Raw genomic sequence first — 17,593 nt, 5'->3', positions numbered from 1 at the left:
ACACGGCCCTTGGACACAGGGACGGCGCGTAGCAGTTTGGCGGGGTGCAGATTAAAGGACGGCCCATGCCCACTAAACGCCTCTCGTTTCCCGGTCACAATGGCGACACGCTTGCCGCGCGACTGGACCTGCCCGAAGGTCCTCTCCTTGCAAGTGCATTGTTTGCGCATTGTTTCACCTGTTCCAAGGACATCGCCGCCGCACGCCGTATCTCGGCCCGTCTCTCGGCGATGGGGATTGCCGTTCTGCGGTTCGATTTCACGGGATTGGGGCACAGCCAGGGGGAGTTTGCCAACACCACATTCACCACCAACGTGGCGGATCTTTTGGCTGCGGCATCGCATCTCGAAGCACAGGGCATGGCGCCCTCGCTCCTGATTGGGCACAGCCTCGGCGGCGCTGCAGTATTGCGAGCAGCAGCAAGCCTTGAAACCGTAAGGGCCGTCGCGACGATTGGCACCCCTTTCGATCCCGGCCACGTCACCCACAATTTCGGGGCGGCACTTGAAGAGATCCGGCTGAACGGTGCCGCAGAAGTCGATCTGGGCGGACGCCCATTCACGATCCGGAACTCCTTTCTCGAAGACGTATCGGCAGAAAACCTTGCCCCTGCCATCGCCAACCTGCACCGTGCGCTTTTGGTTCTGCACGCCCCGCAGGACGACATTGTAGGAATCGAAAACGCATCCGAGATTTTCCGAACGGCAAAACACCCCAAGAGCTTTGTGACACTGGACAAAGCCGATCACCTGATCAGCGATGCGGAAGACGCCGAATATGTTGCGAAGGTCATCGCGGCATGGAGCCGGCGTTATCTTGACCTTCGTCCGCCGGCCCCACCACCGGGCGCCCCGGAAGGGATTGTGCGCGTTTCCGAAGCTGATCCGAACGGCTTCCTGCAGGATGTGAATGCCGGTCCGCACCATCATGCGCTCGCCGACGAACCGCTGGCCTATGGCGGGACCAATCGCGGGATGACCCCTTATGGCTTCCTGTCGGCGGGGCTTGGCGCCTGCACCTCCATGACCGTGCGTATGTACGCCCGCCGCAAAGGCTGGCCTCTGGAACATGTCTGGGTCGATGTCAGCCATGACAAATTACATGCGCGCGATGCAGAAGCCGGGCAGTCAGCCCAGGTGGATACATTTCGCCGTGTCGTTCACCTTGTCGGGCCGCTGGATAAAGACCAGCGTGCCCGACTGCTTGAAATCGCAGACAAATGTCCAGTACATCAGACTTTGGAGCGGGCCAGCCGGGTGATCACCGAACTGGCCGTTCCCTGATCAACGACGCGGCATCGGACGGGCCACGGGCGGTCTTGGCGCAATTGGGTGCACTGGGCGTGGTGGCGGGGCAATCGGGTGCTCCGGGCGCCCGGGTGGCCGTGGTGGCTTCGGGCGATAATAGTCGTTCCACATCATCGAGTCGTAATAGATTCCGACATGGGCGCCACCGGACACGTAGGGATCGTCGCAGGCCGACAGGACCAGCCCCCCCGCTAACGTGAGACCCATCGCGCGCAAAAGGAATTTTCGATTGGATTTCATTTGCATCTCTCTCACCGCGTCCGAATGGAATTGTAGATCGCGTTCACATCCTCTAGCGCATCTGCCCTGTATCCCGGATGGAGCGCCGTCATGCTGAAGATCACGCTTCCGTTGGGAAGGTCGATGAGCGAAACCGTGAAATGCACCGTCGTACCATTGCGCCGACCCGTCCCGCGATACACGCGCGCGGGGTAACCCGCGATACGGCGGGACTCGAACTCGGTCACTTCGGTGTCCTTGGCGATTTGCGGAGCCAGCGAACGGGCATAGTCCGCCGCTTCATCCAGCGTACGCAGGCCTTCAGGCACGACAAACCCAACCCAGACGCCGCTATCGCTTTCCGGTTCAAGCCCGATAACACGCTCCACATCGCGGGACGCGTCCTCGCCCGGTGGGGTTAATGTGCGAGATCCCCCAACACGCACGGTCCAAAAATCGGGCACGTCCACGCTGAAGATGGTCTCGCTTCCATCCCTGTAATGAACCGGGGTATCCGCCACCGCTGCACTCACAGGCATGAAACCCGCAATCAGCGCAAGTACTCCCTGTAAATTCATGATTTTTCTCATACTTTCCCACCAATTGCATTCCTCGAACGAGGACCATACTAGACGGTGTTTGCCACCTGTCCAGCCTTGCAGTCGCCTCCATCAAGGTGAATTTCGTCTCCGCCCCTTTGAAACGGAGCCAACCTTGCCAACAAATCTTATGTCATCTGCGCCACGACCTTCGCCCCCGTAGCAGTCCCAAATGCCGCTTGGCGGCCACTGGCTGCAATACTGACCATCGCGCTCGGTCCAGTACCCCCAACTTTCCTTACCCGCATTGTAAAGCGTTCGGCCCGAGGCATAAAACCTTTGCCAGGACGCGTCGTACTCCACCACCTGATCGTTCAGGAAACACGTCAGGTCCTACCGGCGAAGTGGCACCCAGTCGTCCGCCTTGCCGCTCCCAGCCCAGACCATCAAAACAAGGGCAATCCGTCTCATGTGTGCGCTCCTGCCTTGCCGCGACGATGCTGACAGTCTAAACCGCGCGCAATTGCTCCCAATACACAAGGCCGTGACATGATCCCTCGCTATGCCCGCCCCGAAATGGTTGCCATCTGGTCACCTGAAACCAAGTTCCGCATCTGGTACGAAATCGAGGCGCATGCCTGTGATGCCATGGCCAAGTTGGGCGTGATCCCGCAGGAAAACGCGGATGCGGTCTGGAAAGCCAAGGATGTGGAATTCGACGTGGAGCGCATTGACGAGATCGAGGCCGTTACCAAACATGACGTGATCGCCTTCCTCACCCACCTTGCCGAACATGTCGGCTCGGAGGAGGCGCGCTTTGTGCACCAGGGCATGACCTCTTCCGACGTGCTGGACACCTGCCTGAACGTGCAGCTGGTGCGCGCCGCTGACATCTTGCTTGATGGTATGGACAAGGTGCTGGCCGCGCTGAAGAAACGCGCGCTGGAACACAAGGACACTGTCCGCGTGGGCCGCTCGCACGGTATCCACGCCGAACCCACGACCATGGGGCTGACCTTCGCGCGTTTCTACGCCGAGATGGACCGCAACAAGAACCGTCTGGAAAAAGCCCGCTGGGAAGTGGCCACTGGCGCGATTTCCGGTGCGGTTGGCACCTTTGCCAATATTGACCCCGCCGTGGAAGAGCATGTCTGCGAGAAACTGGGGCTGCGCCCCGAGCCGATCAGCACGCAAGTTATCCCGCGCGACCGTCACGCAATGTTCTTTGCCACGCTCGGTGTGATCGCCTCGTCGATCGAAAACATTGCCGTTGAAATCCGCCATATGCAGCGCACCGAGGTGCTGGAAGGTGCGGAATTCTTCTCGATGGGCCAGAAAGGTTCGTCAGCTATGCCGCACAAGAAGAACCCGGTGCTGACCGAGAACCTCACTGGCCTGGCTCGCCTCGTGCGCATGACGGTGATCCCGGCGATGGAGAACGTGGCCCTCTGGCACGAGCGCGACATCTCGCACTCCTCCGTGGAACGCGGCATAGGCCCCGACGCCACCGTGACACTCGATTTCGCCCTGAACCGTCTGGCTGGCGTGGTCGACAAAATGCTGATCTTCCCCGAGAACATGCTCGACAACATGAACAAGTTCCCCGGCCTTGTGATGTCCCAGCGCGTTCTGCTGGCCCTCACCCAGGCCGGCGTGAGCCGTGAAGACGCCTATTCCATGGTCCAGCGCAACGCGCTCAAGGTCTGGGAAGAGCGTCTCGATTTCCGCGAACTGCTGCTGGCGGACGCCGAAGTTGTGGCTGCGCTTGGCGAAGATGGTATCAACGAAAAGTTCGACATGGGCTATCACACCAAACATGTCGACACGATTTTCAAGCGGGTGTTTGGCGAGTAAGCCTCACCGCAGCCGAGATTTGGGGCCGTTGCACATGCTGTGCAGCGGCCCTTTTTCCTGTGATGACACCAACGTGATGCATAGGTGATCAGCTGCGGTGATCCGGCAGATGAGCCTCTTCGTATAGAGTTCAATAACCCTTAAACTCTTGGAGACATCATGCGCATTCCCCTTATTTTCACGGCTGTTCTCGTCGCCACTCCTGTTCTGTCGGAGCCTCTGCACAGCACACCACTCACGATCCATTCGGATGCCATCAAGGAAAACTGCAATGATGGGTACTGGTGGAACGCGTCGGAAAATATGTGCATGTCGGGGAACGGACGGTAAGATGACATTCCGGTGCGGCAAACCCCACAGCATGTTTGCAGCTGGGCTATTGATCCTGTCCCTGACGCTGCCGTCGGTCGCTCTGGCGGGCGGCGCAAACACCAAAACCGGCGTCGGCAAAGGCAATGAAAAATCCTGCCCGGCCGGCTTTTTCTATGATGCTGATTCCGGGAAATGCGTTGCCGAGAACTGGATCTGAACATCTATAGGCGAATGGCACGAAACACTCGACCTGCGCCACGAAACCATGGAGACTTCCGATGTCCAAGTTGTTAAATGCGACGCTCGTGACAGCCCTTTTGGCCGGTTCAATTCTCGCGACCGCGGCAAGCGCCGACCAGCGCAAGAAATGCGCGCCTGGCAGCTATTGGGACCCGCGGGATCAAAAATGCATCTGGGGCAACGGGCGTTGACGCGCGCGTGATTTTGGCTGGGGCCGCAACCATGTTAGTCTGGCGGCACACGCAATTCGGAGGTCGTCATGATGATACGAAAAATGGCACTGGCAATGATCATGGTGGTCATGCCTGTGACCGCTTATGCAATTGGGTGTTCCAGCCAAGAGCAGCAAGTCATGTCCTGTGGCGAGGGCAAGGTTTGGGATGCATCCAGCCGTAGCTGTGTAGAGCAGGTTTCTAGCTAAGAACTGCCTGCCTGATGAAGTTCATATGCGGGCGCAAGGACCGCCCCTGGTATATTTGCGTTAAGGAAACAATTGAGATGAATTTGAGAACCTCCCTTTCTGCACTTGCCATCGTGGGCCTTGTGCCCTTCTCTGCTTTCGCGGCGGGCGGTGACGAACCGGCCCCACAACCGACGCAGACCACCAAGGAATGCAAGAAGGGCAAGGTCTGGAGCGAAAAGAAAAAACGCTGTGTGAACCCGGACAACGCGCACCTGGGAGATGATGTGCTGTACGGAGCAGTGCGTGAATTCGCCTATGCAGGTCAGCTGGAAAATGCGCAGCGGGCCCTGTCGGCGATGTCCAATCAGAATGAAGACCGGGTTTTGACCTATTGGGGCTTCACCCATCGGAAAATGGGGCATGCAGAGCTTGGCATGGCTTTCTATGAAAAAGCGCTTTCGGCAAATCCCGATAATTACCTTGCCCGATCCTACAAAGGGCAGGCTCACGTAGAAGCAGGCGACCTTGTTCTCGCGCGCAGCGAACTCGTGCAGATCCGCAAACGGGGCGGAGCCGGAACTTGGGCGGAACAATCGTTGGCCGCGGCCATCGAGACTGGCGTGACCTACAACTTCTGAGAAACGCGTTGAGGGTTTCTTTAGTGTTGGGTGCTTAAGTGTGCCCAATACCAAGGAGCCTGAAATGAGCAACCAGACTCAGCTTGCCCGCCTCACACCGCCAGTGTCGATGGACGCTGCGCCGTCGCGCGTCAAAGTTCCGACACTGAGCAAACGGCACAAGGCGGCGATTATTGTTCGTTTCCTTCTGAACGAAGGCGCAGAGGTGTCCCTGAGCGATCTGCCCGATGATCTGCAAGCCGAGTTGACCTATCTGATGGGCGACATGGGTTATGTCGACCGCGATACGTTGGCCACGGTCTTGATGGAGTTTGCCCACGAGCTCGAGTCCATTGGCCTCTCGTTCCCCGGCGGGCTTTCCGGGGCGCTGTCCGCCCTTGACGGAAGGATCAGCCCGATGACCGCCGCGCGCCTGCGCAAGGAAGCCGGGGTGCGCCTATATGGCGACCCATGGGACCGACTGCGCAATCTTCCGATCGAAGCGCTTCGTGACCTGATCGAAGCAGAAAGTATCGAGGTGGCCGCCGTAACAATTTCCAAGCTCGATGTCGGCAAGGCCGCCGAGTTGCTCAGCGCCCTGCCCGGTGAAATCGCACGCCGCATCACCTATGCCGTGTCCATGACGGGTGCCATCACCCCCGAAGCGGTGGACCGGATCGGGTTGACCCTGGCGAGCCAGCTTGACGATGAGCCTCCCAAGGCATTTGCAGAAGCTCCGGTGGAGCGCGTTGGGGCAATCCTGAATTCCTCGACTGCCGCGACTCGCGATGACCTGCTGCAGGCGCTGGAAGACACGGATGCCGACTTTGCAGGAGAAGTGCGCAAGACGATTTTCACCTATGCTCATATTCCGGCCCGCATCTCCCCGCGCGACATGCCCCGCATCGTCAAGGAAATTGAAGAAGACACGCTTGTGGCCGCGTTGGGCTATGCCACTGAAGGCGATGCCGGTGCGACAACCGAGTTCATTCTCGAAAACATTTCGGCGCGCCTCGCCGATCAACTGCGCGAATCCGTCGAGGAGCGTGGAACGGTGAATGCGCGTGACGGCGAGGCCGCCCTCTCAGGCGTGACGACCGTGATCCGGGAATTGGAAACGAATGGAGAGATCAAACTGATCCGGCCCGAGGATCAGGAGGGCTAGACAGCACCTTGAAGCATGCTTAGCACATTCACTATATGTGAATGATTGGCTTCCCATGTTCTTATTGTCCTCCCGCGATACCCGTGCACGTGCCATCCTGCTCATGATCGGTGCGATCTTTTTCTTTTCGGCCATGGACAGCACGGCAAAGGCGCTTGCGCAGGAAATCGGCGTGCTGCCCACGCTTTGGGCGCGCTATGCCGGTCAGACGCTGTTTGTTCTGGCATTGGTGGCGCGCCGTTTTCCCGGTGTCCTCAAGACCCGCCATCCGAGACTTCAACTGGCTCGCTCGCTGTTTCTGTTGCTTGCAACGGCGAGCTATTTCGTCGGCATCTCGAATATCGGGCTTGCCGAAGCTGCGGCCATCATGAACATAAACCCCGTCCTGATCACTCTTGGGGCGGCAGTGTTCCTTGGCGAAGGGTTGGGTATCCGCCGTATTCTGGGCATTGCCGCAGCCATGACCGGTGCGCTGATCGTCATTCGCCCCGGCGGAGAAGTGTTCACGATCTACGCCGTCTTTCCGCTGGCCGCAGCCTGTTGTTACTCGGCCTATGCCCTCACCACCCGCTTTGTTGGTCGGGATGAGGATATCTGGACATCGCTTGTCTATACTGGCCTGATCGGGGCCGGCATCCTGACCCTGATGGTCATTCCTGTGTGGGTCATGCCCTCGACCAAGGAGCTGGCTTTGATGGCGCTGATCGCCCTCTTCGGCACAATTGGCCAGCTTTGCCTGATCCGCGCACTGTCACAGGGTGAAGCGGGCATGTTGGCACCATTCGCCTATACCGGGCTAATTTTTGCGACTTTCTGGGGGTTGGTCCTGTTCGATGAATGGCCCGATGGATATTCGCTTCTTGGCGCGGCCATCATTGCCTGCGCTGGCACTTATGTCTGGTACCGGGAAACATTTGGCGCGCGCCGCCCCTAGCGCAAGCGCGCCGCGGCAAGGATCGGACCGCTATCCACACCTTGAATCAAAACAACAACCGGCGCATCCCCCTTGACCCGCATTTCCATATCCAGCGGAGCCTTGCCGTTCCAGTCGGCGGCCACCTTCCAGTCACTGACAATATTGCCGTAAATCACCATACGCCCAGCATTTTCGCCACGCTTGATCGACACTTTTTCTTCGGGCTTATAGCGGACAACATGCACCTGCATGGCTTGTTGGCGCGACGCGGTTGCGGCAATCCTGATCCGGTTTCCCTGTCGTGACAGGTCCAGAGCGACAGGTCCTGCCTGCCCGCTGTGCCGGCTGATCAGTTTCTCTACTTTTTCAGGGTGGGTGCCGACCACATGATCCTTGCCGTTGACAATCATCTGGGGCGTATAAACCGACCGGTGCCCCGAGGCGCGGGCATAGTTCTTCTGGCGAGCGGTATAGGCCGGGTTCGCGAAACTGTCCTTCCAGCCGATGTAATCCCAGTAATCCACGTGCAGCGCGAGCGCGATCACGTCATCGCGATTGGCCAGTTCCTTGTGAAAATAGTCATCTGCCGGTGGACAGGACGAACATCCTTGAGAGGTATAGAGTTCCACGACGACGGGCTGTTCCTGAGCGACCAAAGCGCCTGCCCAGCCCATCAACGATAAAACGAGTGCTGCAAAGGTTCGGTTCATTATCCTGCCCGTGTTCTGGTTTTCATCCCCACCCCTTTCTAGGCCCATGCGACGTTACAAGCCAATCAAGGTTTTGCGATCCGCGCTTGAATGCAGCAGGGTGATGGGCCACAATTTTTTCCAGCGAGACCCAACTATTTCTGATCTGCAGGAGGCCACAATGCCCATCAAAGTCGGACAGGATACTGCCAAGGCCCGCAAGACACTTACGGTCAACGGACAGTCCATTTCCTATTATTCGATCCCCGCCGCCCAAGAGGCCGGACTTGGGGATTTTTCCAGATTGCCGGCAGCGCTCAAGGCAGTGCTGGAAAACATGCTTCGGTTCGAAGATGGCGGGTTTTCCGTTTCGACCGAGGACATTCGCGCCTTTGCCGAATGGGGCACCAATGGCGGCAGGAACCCCCGCGAGATTGCCTATCGCCCTGCCCGCGTTCTGATGCAGGACTTTACCGGTGTGCCCGCCGTGGTGGATCTCGCGGCGATGCGCGACGGGATCAAGGGGCTCGGGGGCGACGCGCAAAAGATCAACCCACTGAACCCCGTGGACCTTGTCATCGACCATTCGGTGATGATCGACGAATTCGGCAATCCACGCGCGTTCCAGATGAACGTGGACCGCGAATATGAGCGCAACATGGAACGATACCAGTTCCTGAAATGGGGCCAGAGCGCATTTGACAATTTCCGTGTTGTGCCGCCGGGAACAGGCATCTGCCACCAGGTGAACCTTGAATACCTCGCACAGACTGTCTGGACCGATACGGATCAGAATGGTGAAACCGTCGCCTACCCGGACACGCTGGTGGGTACGGACAGCCACACCACCATGGTCAACGGCATGGCCGTGCTGGGCTGGGGGGTCGGCGGGATCGAGGCCGAGGCCGCGATGCTGGGGCAACCGATCTCGATGCTCATTCCCGAAGTTGTCGGTTTTGAACTAAACGGGGAGATGGTCGAGGGAACAACCGGCACGGATCTTGTGCTGAAGGTTGTCGAAATGTTGCGCGCCAAGGGGGTTGTGGGCAAGTTTGTCGAGTTCTTTGGCGAAGGCCTGGATCGACTGCCACTGGCCGACCGGGCGACCATTGCGAACATGGCGCCTGAATACGGGGCGACCTGTGGCTTTTTCCCGATCGACAATGAAACCCTGCGCTACATGCGCACCACGGGCCGCGACGAAGACCGGATTGCGTTGGTCGAGGCCTATGCCAAGGAAAACGGGTTCTGGCGGGGGGCGGATTACGCGCCGGTCTATACCGATACGCTGAGCCTTGATATGGGCACGATTGTACCGGCGATTTCAGGCCCCAAACGCCCGCAGGATTTTGTCGCCCTGACCGAGGCCAAAAATGCCTTCCGCCGCGAGATGGAAGAGACATTCAAGCGCCCAATGGACAAGCGAGTCTCCGTCACGGGCGAGGACTATACGCTGTCGTCCGGGGACGTGGTGATTGCCTCGATCACGTCGTGTACCAACACCTCGAACCCTTATGTGATGATCGGTGCCGGGCTTGTGGCGCGCAAGGCGGCCAAACTTGGGCTGAACCGCAAACCATGGGTAAAAACCTCGCTCGCGCCGGGGTCACAGGTGGTGACCGAATACCTAAAGGCCGCGGGTCTGCAGGACGATCTCGACAAGATCGGGTTCAACCTTGTCGGCTATGGCTGTACTACCTGTATCGGCAACTCTGGTCCGATCCAGAAAGAGCTGTCCGAGGCGATTGCCGAGGGCGATCTGGTGGCGGTCAGCGTGCTGTCGGGCAACCGCAACTTTGAGGGACGGATCAGCCCGGACGTGCGCGCCAACTATCTGGCCTCTCCGCCCCTCGTGGTGGCCTATGCGCTGGCCGGGACGATGGATATTGACATTGCCAATGACCCGATTGCACAGACGCCCGATGGCGAGGATGTGTACCTGAAAGACATCTGGCCCAGCACGCAGGAGATTGCCGAGCTGGTCGAAAAAACCGTGACACGAGAGGCGTTTGTCAGCAAATACGCCGATGTGTTCAAGGGCGACGAAAAGTGGCGCAGCGTCGAAACCTCAGACAGTGAGACCTATGACTGGCCGCCGACCTCGACCTATATCCAGAACCCGCCCTATTTCCGGGGCATGGCGCCGGAACCGGGCACGATCTCGAACATCGAGGGCGCGAAGGTGCTGTTGATCCTTGGTGACATGGTTACGACCGACCATATCTCGCCCGCCGGGTCCTTTGCACAATCCACTCCTGCAGGCCAATACCTGATTGAGCGTCAGGTCGAACCGCGTGAGTTCAACTCTTATGGGTCGCGCCGGGGCAATCACGAGATCATGATGCGCGGCACCTTTGCCAACATTCGCATCAAGAACGAGATGCTGGACGGGGTTGAAGGCGGCTATACGAAGGGACCGGATGGGCAGCAGACCAGCGTTTACGAAGCGTCGATGGCCTATCAGGGCCTTGGCACGCCACTTGTGGTGTTTGGTGGCGAACAATACGGCGCCGGATCGTCGCGTGACTGGGCGGCCAAGGGTACGGCGCTTTTGGGCGTCAGGGCCGTGATTGCCGAGAGTTTCGAGCGCATTCACCGATCCAACCTTGTCGGTATGGGCGTAATCCCGTTCGAGTTCACCGGCGGTGATACACGAAAGACGTTGGGATTGCGCGGAGACGAAACCGTGTCGATCCATGGGCTGGACACGATCGAACCGTTGCAGGAGGTGCCCTGTGACATCACCTATGGCGATGGCACGACCAGAACCATTACACTCAAATGCCGGATCGATACTGCACCCGAAATCGAGTACATCGAACATGGCGGCGTGCTGCATTACGTACTGCGCAACCTCGCCAAGTAAAGCTTTAAGTTTGTGTAGAAAGTCCCGGCCCTGTGCCGGGGCTTTCATCGTGTCAGGGGGTGAGTTGGCGCGACACTTGCTGAAACAGAGCCAGCGTTTCCAGCGTACGCATTGGGCCGTCGGAGGTATAATTCGGATAGGCTGCGTTCATGGCGATCACCACCTCGCGCGCCGGGTTCACATAGAGGAACTGACCATAGATTCCGATCGCGGCAAAGTCCCCGCCATCCTGTCGCGCCGGAAGCCACCACTGGTTCTTGTAGCCATAGGTGCTTTCAGCAAGGGGAGGCCCGACACCGGGCATCAGCGGCGTCCGGTCAGGCACCGCCATACAGCATAACCAACTAGCCGGAACGATCCGTGTGCCATCCGGCGCGCACCCGCCGTCCAGCACCATCTGGCCCATCCGCGCCATGTCGCGAAGACGCATGAACATGCCACCGAATACCACAGGCTCTCCGGCCCGGTCGATCAGCACGTGCATATCGCCCTCGACCCCGAGCCGATCCCAGAGCCGCGTCGCCAAATACTCCGCGACTGGCATTCCCGTGGCGCGCCGCAGCACCCAGCCAAGAACATGGGTTTCAATACTGGCATATTGGTGAAAACTGCCCGGCGCACGCGCGCGGATCATCTGGCGCGCAAAATCATCCTGCGCCCCCAGTTGAAAAGACGTTACCGAGCGGACCACTTCGGAGGTGGGATCGTCATAGACTTCGCGCCATTGGATACCGCTCAGCATGTCCATGACCTGCTGCACGTTCACGCCATCATAGCCCGACCCTACAAGCTCGGGCACATAATTGGTCACCGGCACGTCGAAATCCGGCAGCACCCCTTCCCCGTGCGCGATTCCCAGCAACAGCGCCGTGACCGATTTGCTGACCGACCAAACAATCGACACGTCCGTCGCGTCGCGCCCGCGTCCGTAATCCTCGAACACCAACTGGCCACGATGTAAAACCGCCAAACCGCTGGTCCGCATGGTTGCCAGATGTTTGCGGGTATCCAGCGCGCGACGACCAACCCTAAACTGCTCCGGTAAAGAAAGAGTTGCACCCGCGGGCAAATCCAGAACCCTGCCCGTCCGGGGGATGGTCACAGACGGCCATTCGCGCCAGAGATTGCGGAAATTCCCGTCAATGCGGTTGGGGGCAAAGATGCCGTCCCACCGTGCCACGGCCCTTGTGACGTCGTCCATGTTCACCTGCGCGCTTGCTGTTGCCCCCAGAGAACCAGCCCGCCCGGCATTTGCCAACCCAAAAGGCCGGCGTCATCCATCGAGCTGGCCTTTTTGAGAATGATAAAAGACGCCTAGCGGGTCAGATCGGCCATGGCCGGGCGTAGACGCTCGGTCAGCTCGCGCTCGGTCAACGGACCGGCAACCCGGAGGATGATCTTGCCTTCGCCATCAATCAGGTAAGTTTCCGGAACGCCATACACGCCCCAGTTCAGCCCCATGCGTCCCTCGGGATCGGCGCCCACCGCAGCATAAGGATCGCCCAATTCTTCTAGGAAGCTCAACGCATTGCGCGCCGGGTCCTTGTAGTTGACCCCATAGATCGCGATGCCCTCGTCCTGCAGGGCTTCAAGCGTGGGATGCTCTACCCGGCAGGGCGCGCACCAGCTGGCCCAGAAGTTCACCAGCTTGACCTGCCCATCCGCCAGCGTTTCGTCGCTCCACATGGGCTTGTCGCCAAGCGGCACTATCTCAACCGCCGGGGCTTGTTTCCCGGCCAAAGCCGAGGGCAATTCGTTCGGGTTTTCACGATTCATGCCCACTAGGAACAGCGCGGCCAAAGCCGCAAAAGCCACCGGCGGCGCCAGCATCAGCGGTGAGACCTTAGCCATTGCGGTGGCCCTCCACCTTATCGAGTTCGCGGCGCGCCTTTCGGGCGGCGACGATGCTCCACCAGACCAGCGCGATCAGCAGGAGGATCGACACGGCATAGGCGCTCAGTACCGTGTCTGCGTATTTTCCAAGATCGGGCATCATCCCAGTCTCTCCCGTGCCAGCAGCGCCTTGGCGCGGCGCTTGTGGATTTCAGTGCGGGTGCGCAGGAACACCAGCGCGATGAACAGAAGAACAAACCCGGCGATACAGACATAAAGTGGCGTCGAAAACACGTCCGCCACGTTTTCTTCCTTGTCCAGCGACAACGATGCACCCTGGTGCAGGCCCTGGTTCCAGAAATTGACGGCATAGCGGCTGAGCACGGCGAAAACAGATCCTACGATACAGAGGACCGCTGTCAGGTCTGCCGCCGTGTCCGGATTATCAATCGCCTCCCAGAGCGCCATGTAGCCAAGGTAGAACAGGAACAGGATCAGGAACGAGGTCAGACGTGGGTCCCACGCCCACCAGGTGCCCCACATCGGCTGGCCCCAGATCGCCCCTGTCACCAGCGCAATCAGCGTCATGACGATCCCCACCGGGGCCGCCCCCTTGGCGGCCAGCGCGCTGACGTGATGGCGCCGCACCAGCCAGACAAGCGAGGTAACGAGCATCATGAACCACACGTTGATCGCCATCAGCGCCGCGGGCACGTGCAGGTAGATGATCTTGACTGTCGATCCCTGACGGTAGTCATCCGGCGTGAAAAAGAATCCCCAGACAAGCCCGACGATCAACGCGACGGTCGCAAAAACCGACACCCAGGGCAGGACGACGCCCGCCGTGCGGCTGAACTTGACCGGATTGGCATATTCCCAGATTGATCCCATGAAGTCTTCCTAACTGCCTATCGGCCTCTTTTGCACTTCACATCGCCGTTAGCGGCGCACACGTCTTTGACATTCATCAACCACGTACTTCAACACTTTCCGATTATCGCAGATTGACCCGCAGCACCAAGGCGCTGGCAAAGGGCAAAAGCGCGATGACACCAAAGGTGATCCCGGCCAGCATGAGCAGGGGCGTGGTTGTGGCAAGCCCCTCGGCCCCGCGCCGGGCCAGTTCCGCGCCAAAAATCAACGTCGGCACGTAGAGTGGCAGAACCAACAGCGACAATAGCAGCCCGCCCCGCTTGATACCCACGGTCAGCGCCGCCCCGAAGGTGCCGATCACGCTGAGCGCAGGCGTACCCACCATGAGCGACAACACCAGCCAGAGGTATCCCCCTTCCGGCAGGCTGAGCAACAGACCGAAAAGCGGTGCGGCCAGGGTGAGCGGTAACCCGGTGGTCAACCAATGCGCCAGCGACTTGATCGTCACCACCCCTTCGAGCGGCAGGGGCGACGTCGCCAGCAGGTCAAGCGAGCCGTCCTCCCAATCAAGCGCAAGGATGCGATCAAGTGACAACAAGCAGGCCAACAAGGCCCCGAGCCACAGGATTCCCGGCGCGATCTTGGACAACAAGACGCTGTTCGGGCCAACGCCAAAAGGCACAAGTACTGTCACGATAAGGAAAAAAGCCAAGCCGAGGCCAAAGCCCCCACCGGCGCGAAAGGCCAGTTTCAAGTCGCGGATCAAAAGAGAGATCATAGGAACCCCTCGTCGAACGCGCCCGCCTGCGCCGCGCGCGGCTTGGCCCGGAATGGCCCGACATCGAACACGTCGGCCTCTTCCAGCCCAAGGTCGATATGCGTCGCTATCAAGGCGCTGCCGCCACCCTTGAGATGCGCGCGCACCGCTTCGGCAAACATCTGCACCGATGCTGTATCCAGCGAAACCGTCGGCTCGTCCAGCACCCAGATCGGTCGCCCTGTCACAAGCAGCCGTGCCAATCCAAGGCGCCGCTTCTGGCCGGCGGACAATGTGCCCGCCATGCGATCGGCCAGCGCCTCGAGATCAAAAGCAGAAATCGCGGCAGAAATATCTTTCTGTCCAAAGACATCCGCCCAGAACCTCAGGTTTTCGGTCACGCTCAGCATGGCCTTCAACCCATCGCTATGCGCGGCATAGGCAATGGTTTCCGGAGGGCAGTCGACACGCCCCTCAAGTGGTGGCTGCAACCCGGCCACGGTACGCAGCAAGGTCGTCTTGCCGACACCGTTCGGGCCGCGCAATACCAGCGCCCGGCCGGGCTCCAGCGCGAAATTCAAACCCTCCAGCACGGGAATCCCGCCGCGGGTGATCGTCAGGTCTTGAACGCTCAAAATCATGGCTTCGGATTACCCGAAATACCCCCCCAACAAAAGCGAAATGGCACCGGCGCGGCCATGAAGTGCGAATCACACCCGAAGCGCCTGTGTTAACAGGCAAAACCGGCTTCGGTATCACATCGGTATGACGTCGGTATCGCGTCGGTATTTGCCTACGAAAGCGCCGGCATGAACGCACCGGGCGCAATCGCAACGCGCCCTTCATACTTTTCTTTTTCCAGAAATACCCCGGGGGAGTCGCAGCTTGCTGCGGCGGGGGCAGCGCCCCCTGCCCCTGCTCAGAGCGGCAGGACCACCGCGGCCACGCGCCGCCCTTCGGAGACCAGCACGTTATAGGTGCGGCAGGCCGACGGCGAGGCCATGGGTTCCACCCCGATACCGGCCTCTTCCAGTGCCACTCGGAACGGTGTTGGAACGGGGGCCATCTTTTCCCCGGTGCCTAGAAGGATGAAGTCGATCTCGCCCCGCATCGCCAGAACCGTGGCCGTGTCCTCGTACCCCCCCCAGCTGCGCGCACCGGCGGCGTGAAACATTGCGCCGCCTTCGATCACCTGCCCGTCGATGCGAAAGAACCCCGGACCATAGCTTTCGATGGGCAGCGCTTCGGCATAGGTGATCTCAGTCAGTTGCATGTGCAAACCCTCAACTGGTCCAGAATGGCAGGCCGGATATGGCCGACACCGCAATAACAAGATACGCCACCCGGCGATAGAGCCGTTCCCGCTCGGGATTGAAAATCGCGGTACCAAGCGCAATCCCGGCAATGCTGGGCGGAATCAGGACGATCCCAAGCCAGATCGCACCCACCTCCAGAACCCCCTGAAGCCCCAGCGTAGCCAGCAGCAATACATCAAACCCCCAGAGGTACAAAAGCGTATTGGCGCGAATGACCGCCGGTCCATGCGGGCTGGCCATGTAGAACAGGATCACCACCGGCCCCGGCAAGCCCGCGACGCCCCCCAGAAAACCTGCGCCGCCACCGATGCCATAGACGCCGCGTGGGCTGACCGTGCCGCGGTAGCGAAAGCCGCTGATCAGAAGGCCCAGCATGGCAAGCGCAATGAGCGAAATCGCATAACGATAGATCGCCGGGTCCGTCACGCGAAGCACCAGAACCCCGAATGGCACCGCCACCATCGTCGCCAGCAAAAGCCGCCCGAGATCCCTGCGGTGACAGGCCCGCCACGCGCCACGCGCTGCCGGAAGCGGGCCAAAAACGTCCATCACTGTAAGGGTGATCACCGCCCAGATCGGCGGCATGACCTGTGCGGCGACAGGCAGATAGATCAGGGCCGTTCCAAACCCCGAAAAGCCGCGAACGATCCCGGCCACGAACGCGGCCAGGATCGCCCAGTACACACCCGGCAGGTCGAGGACCTGCCAGAGTGCATCAGGCATCAATGTTGGCGTACTGGTTGCCGGCCGTGTTGGACGGCTTGGTCCAGTCCCGTTTCACGCCAAGCTTCAGGAGCACGGCAGACGCAATGAAGATCGACGAATAGGTCCCGACAATCACACCCCAGATCATCGCAAAGACAAAGCCACGGATCACGTCCCCGCCCAGGACAAAGAGCGAAATCAGCGCCAGCAGGGTCGTGACCGAGGTCATCACCGTCCGGCTCAGGGTTTCGTTGATCGAGAGGTTCAGAACCTCTTTCAGATCAAGCTTCTTGTACTTGCGCAGGTTTTCCCGCACCCGGTCGAACACGACCACGGTGTCATTGAGCGAATAGCCGACGATGGTTAGAAGGGCTGCGATGATGGCGAGGTCAAAGCGGATCTGCAGTTCCGAGAACACGCCAATGGTCAGAACCACGTCATGCACAAGTGCCGCCACGGCCCCAAGCGCGAACTGCCATTCAAAGCGCAGCCAGATATAGACCAGCACGGCACCGATCGCGAGCAGAACGGCAATCACGGCGGTCTTGATCAGCTCACCCGAAACTTTCGGGCCGACCGATTCAACCGACACGAAGGTGATGTCCGGTGCAACGGTCTTGAGCGCGGTTTCGACGTTGCGGATGATGTCAGCCGAGACCGACTCGGCCCCTTCCTGGGCCTGGATGCGGATCATGGTGACATTCTGGTCATCCGCAAAGGTCGGGTCGAACACCTCGGTAATCGACACATCACCAAGACCGAGCGGCTGGATCGCCTCGCGATAGGCGGCCACATCGACAACCTGCGCGCTTTCGGTACGGATCGTGGTCCCGCCCCTAAAGTCGATGCCGAAGTTCAGGCCCTGAATGAAGAAGCTGACCAAGGCCAGCACCATCAGTGCACCGGAAATACCCAACCAGAGCACGGGGCGTGAGAAGAAATCCCACTTGGTTTCCTTGGGAACAAGTCTCAGGCGCATGGC

Annotated in this window: 21 protein-coding genes; 9 read left to right on the top strand and 12 right to left on the bottom strand. The window is 59.7% G+C overall.

Annotated elements, in window-relative coordinates:
* Positions 1-65 precede the first annotated feature (65 nt).
* A complete protein-coding gene (locus BMZ35_RS11310) occupies positions 66-1,283 on the top strand; it encodes a bifunctional alpha/beta hydrolase/OsmC family protein (RefSeq protein ID WP_093093969.1) in 1,218 nt (405 codons plus the stop codon).
* Here BMZ35_RS11310 and BMZ35_RS20770 read toward each other — a convergent pair whose 3' ends face one another.
* Both BMZ35_RS20770 and BMZ35_RS11305 read right to left on the bottom strand, forming a co-directional pair.
* The gene (locus BMZ35_RS20770) at positions 1,284-1,547 is read right to left on the bottom strand and encodes a hypothetical protein (RefSeq protein WP_131814367.1); all 264 of its coding nucleotides are present in this window, start codon (positions 1,545-1,547) and stop codon (positions 1,284-1,286) included.
* A gap of 11 nt (positions 1,548-1,558) precedes the next feature.
* On the bottom strand, positions 1,559-2,104 hold the full coding sequence (locus tag BMZ35_RS11305) for a hypothetical protein (RefSeq protein WP_093093968.1): 546 nt from the start codon (positions 2,102-2,104) through the stop codon (positions 1,559-1,561).
* A gap of 510 nt (positions 2,105-2,614) precedes the next feature.
* Here BMZ35_RS11305 and purB point away from each other — a divergent pair.
* The 7 genes from purB (at position 2,615) to BMZ35_RS11280 (ending at position 7,590) form a co-directional block, all read left to right on the top strand.
* A complete protein-coding gene (purB, locus tag BMZ35_RS11300; RefSeq protein ID WP_093093967.1) occupies positions 2,615-3,919 on the top strand; it encodes an adenylosuccinate lyase in 1,305 nt (434 codons plus the stop codon).
* Positions 3,920-4,078: 159 nt separating this feature from the next.
* The gene (locus BMZ35_RS20920) at positions 4,079-4,249 is read left to right on the top strand and encodes a hypothetical protein (RefSeq protein ID WP_165610062.1); all 171 of its coding nucleotides are present in this window, start codon (positions 4,079-4,081) and stop codon (positions 4,247-4,249) included.
* 49 nt (positions 4,250-4,298) lie between these two features.
* Positions 4,299-4,448 carry a carbohydrate-binding module family 14 protein gene (locus BMZ35_RS20915; protein ID WP_165610061.1) on the top strand — a complete coding sequence of 50 codons (150 nt, stop codon included), beginning with the start codon at positions 4,299-4,301 and terminating at the stop codon, positions 4,446-4,448.
* Positions 4,449-4,730: 282 nt separating this feature from the next.
* Positions 4,731-4,892, top strand: coding sequence for a carbohydrate-binding module family 14 protein (locus BMZ35_RS21300; protein ID WP_110680249.1), 162 nt, complete (start codon positions 4,731-4,733; stop codon positions 4,890-4,892).
* 77 nt (positions 4,893-4,969) lie between these two features.
* Positions 4,970-5,512: a tetratricopeptide repeat protein gene (locus tag BMZ35_RS11290; protein WP_093093965.1), complete on the top strand. Its 543-nt coding sequence runs from the start codon at positions 4,970-4,972 to the stop codon at positions 5,510-5,512.
* Between the two features lie 64 nt (positions 5,513-5,576).
* Complete coding sequence (locus BMZ35_RS11285; protein WP_093093964.1) at positions 5,577-6,656, top strand: flagellar motor switch protein FliG; 1,080 nt, start codon at positions 5,577-5,579, stop codon at positions 6,654-6,656.
* 55 nt (positions 6,657-6,711) lie between these two features.
* On the top strand, positions 6,712-7,590 hold the full coding sequence (locus BMZ35_RS11280) for a DMT family transporter (protein WP_207502964.1): 879 nt from the start codon (positions 6,712-6,714) through the stop codon (positions 7,588-7,590).
* Here the strand turns inward: BMZ35_RS11280 and BMZ35_RS11275 are convergent.
* The gene (locus tag BMZ35_RS11275; RefSeq protein ID WP_242654771.1) at positions 7,587-8,246 is read right to left on the bottom strand and encodes a DUF1223 domain-containing protein; all 660 of its coding nucleotides are present in this window, start codon (positions 8,244-8,246) and stop codon (positions 7,587-7,589) included. The genes BMZ35_RS11280 and BMZ35_RS11275 overlap by 4 nt on opposite strands.
* 196 nt (positions 8,247-8,442) lie before the next feature.
* On the opposite strand from BMZ35_RS11275, the gene acnA reads away from it, so the two are divergent.
* Positions 8,443-11,127, top strand: a complete 2,685-nt coding sequence (gene acnA / locus BMZ35_RS11270; protein ID WP_093093962.1) for an aconitate hydratase AcnA — start codon at positions 8,443-8,445, stop codon at positions 11,125-11,127.
* A 52-nt stretch (positions 11,128-11,179) separates the two neighbouring features.
* Here acnA and BMZ35_RS11265 read toward each other — a convergent pair whose 3' ends face one another.
* The 9 genes from BMZ35_RS11265 to secF all read right to left on the bottom strand — a co-directional run bounded on the left by BMZ35_RS11265 (position 11,180) and on the right by secF (position 17,590).
* The gene (locus BMZ35_RS11265) at positions 11,180-12,328 is read right to left on the bottom strand and encodes a serine hydrolase domain-containing protein (protein WP_131814366.1); all 1,149 of its coding nucleotides are present in this window, start codon (positions 12,326-12,328) and stop codon (positions 11,180-11,182) included.
* 113 nt (positions 12,329-12,441) lie between these two features.
* Positions 12,442-12,978 carry a DsbE family thiol:disulfide interchange protein gene (locus BMZ35_RS11260; RefSeq protein WP_093093960.1) on the bottom strand — a complete coding sequence of 179 codons (537 nt, stop codon included), beginning with the start codon at positions 12,976-12,978 and terminating at the stop codon, positions 12,442-12,444.
* A complete protein-coding gene (ccmD, locus tag BMZ35_RS11255) occupies positions 12,971-13,123 on the bottom strand; it encodes a heme exporter protein CcmD (protein ID WP_207502962.1) in 153 nt (50 codons plus the stop codon). Before ccmD ends, BMZ35_RS11260 begins: the two co-directional genes overlap by 8 nt.
* Positions 13,120-13,851 carry a heme ABC transporter permease gene (locus BMZ35_RS11250; protein WP_093093959.1) on the bottom strand — a complete coding sequence of 244 codons (732 nt, stop codon included), beginning with the start codon at positions 13,849-13,851 and terminating at the stop codon, positions 13,120-13,122. The genes ccmD and BMZ35_RS11250 overlap by 4 nt, the downstream gene beginning before the upstream one ends.
* Positions 13,852-13,954: 103 nt before the next feature.
* Entirely contained in the window at positions 13,955-14,611 is a 657-nt protein-coding gene (ccmB, locus tag BMZ35_RS11245; RefSeq protein ID WP_093093958.1) for a heme exporter protein CcmB, read from the bottom strand.
* Complete coding sequence (gene ccmA, locus BMZ35_RS11240) at positions 14,608-15,231, bottom strand: heme ABC exporter ATP-binding protein CcmA (protein ID WP_093093957.1); 624 nt, start codon at positions 15,229-15,231, stop codon at positions 14,608-14,610. Before ccmA ends, ccmB begins: the two co-directional genes overlap by 4 nt.
* Positions 15,232-15,509: 278 nt before the next feature.
* Positions 15,510-15,863 (bottom strand): Mth938-like domain-containing protein, encoded by a 354-nt coding sequence (locus BMZ35_RS11235; RefSeq protein WP_093093956.1) that lies wholly within the window; start codon positions 15,861-15,863, stop codon positions 15,510-15,512.
* A gap of 10 nt (positions 15,864-15,873) precedes the next feature.
* Positions 15,874-16,629, bottom strand: a complete 756-nt coding sequence (locus tag BMZ35_RS11230) for a sulfite exporter TauE/SafE family protein (RefSeq protein ID WP_093093955.1) — start codon at positions 16,627-16,629, stop codon at positions 15,874-15,876.
* The gene (secF, locus tag BMZ35_RS11225) at positions 16,622-17,590 is read right to left on the bottom strand and encodes a protein translocase subunit SecF (RefSeq protein WP_093093954.1); all 969 of its coding nucleotides are present in this window, start codon (positions 17,588-17,590) and stop codon (positions 16,622-16,624) included. Before secF ends, BMZ35_RS11230 begins: the two co-directional genes overlap by 8 nt.
* Positions 17,591-17,593 lie beyond the last annotated feature (3 nt).

The organism is Shimia aestuarii (assembly GCF_900114635.1).
In the GTDB taxonomy this organism is placed as follows: Bacteria; Pseudomonadota; Alphaproteobacteria; order Rhodobacterales; family Rhodobacteraceae; genus Shimia; species Shimia aestuarii.
The sequence above is the reverse complement of the archived record's forward strand: the minus strand, read 5'-3'. Positions and strand labels throughout refer to the sequence as shown.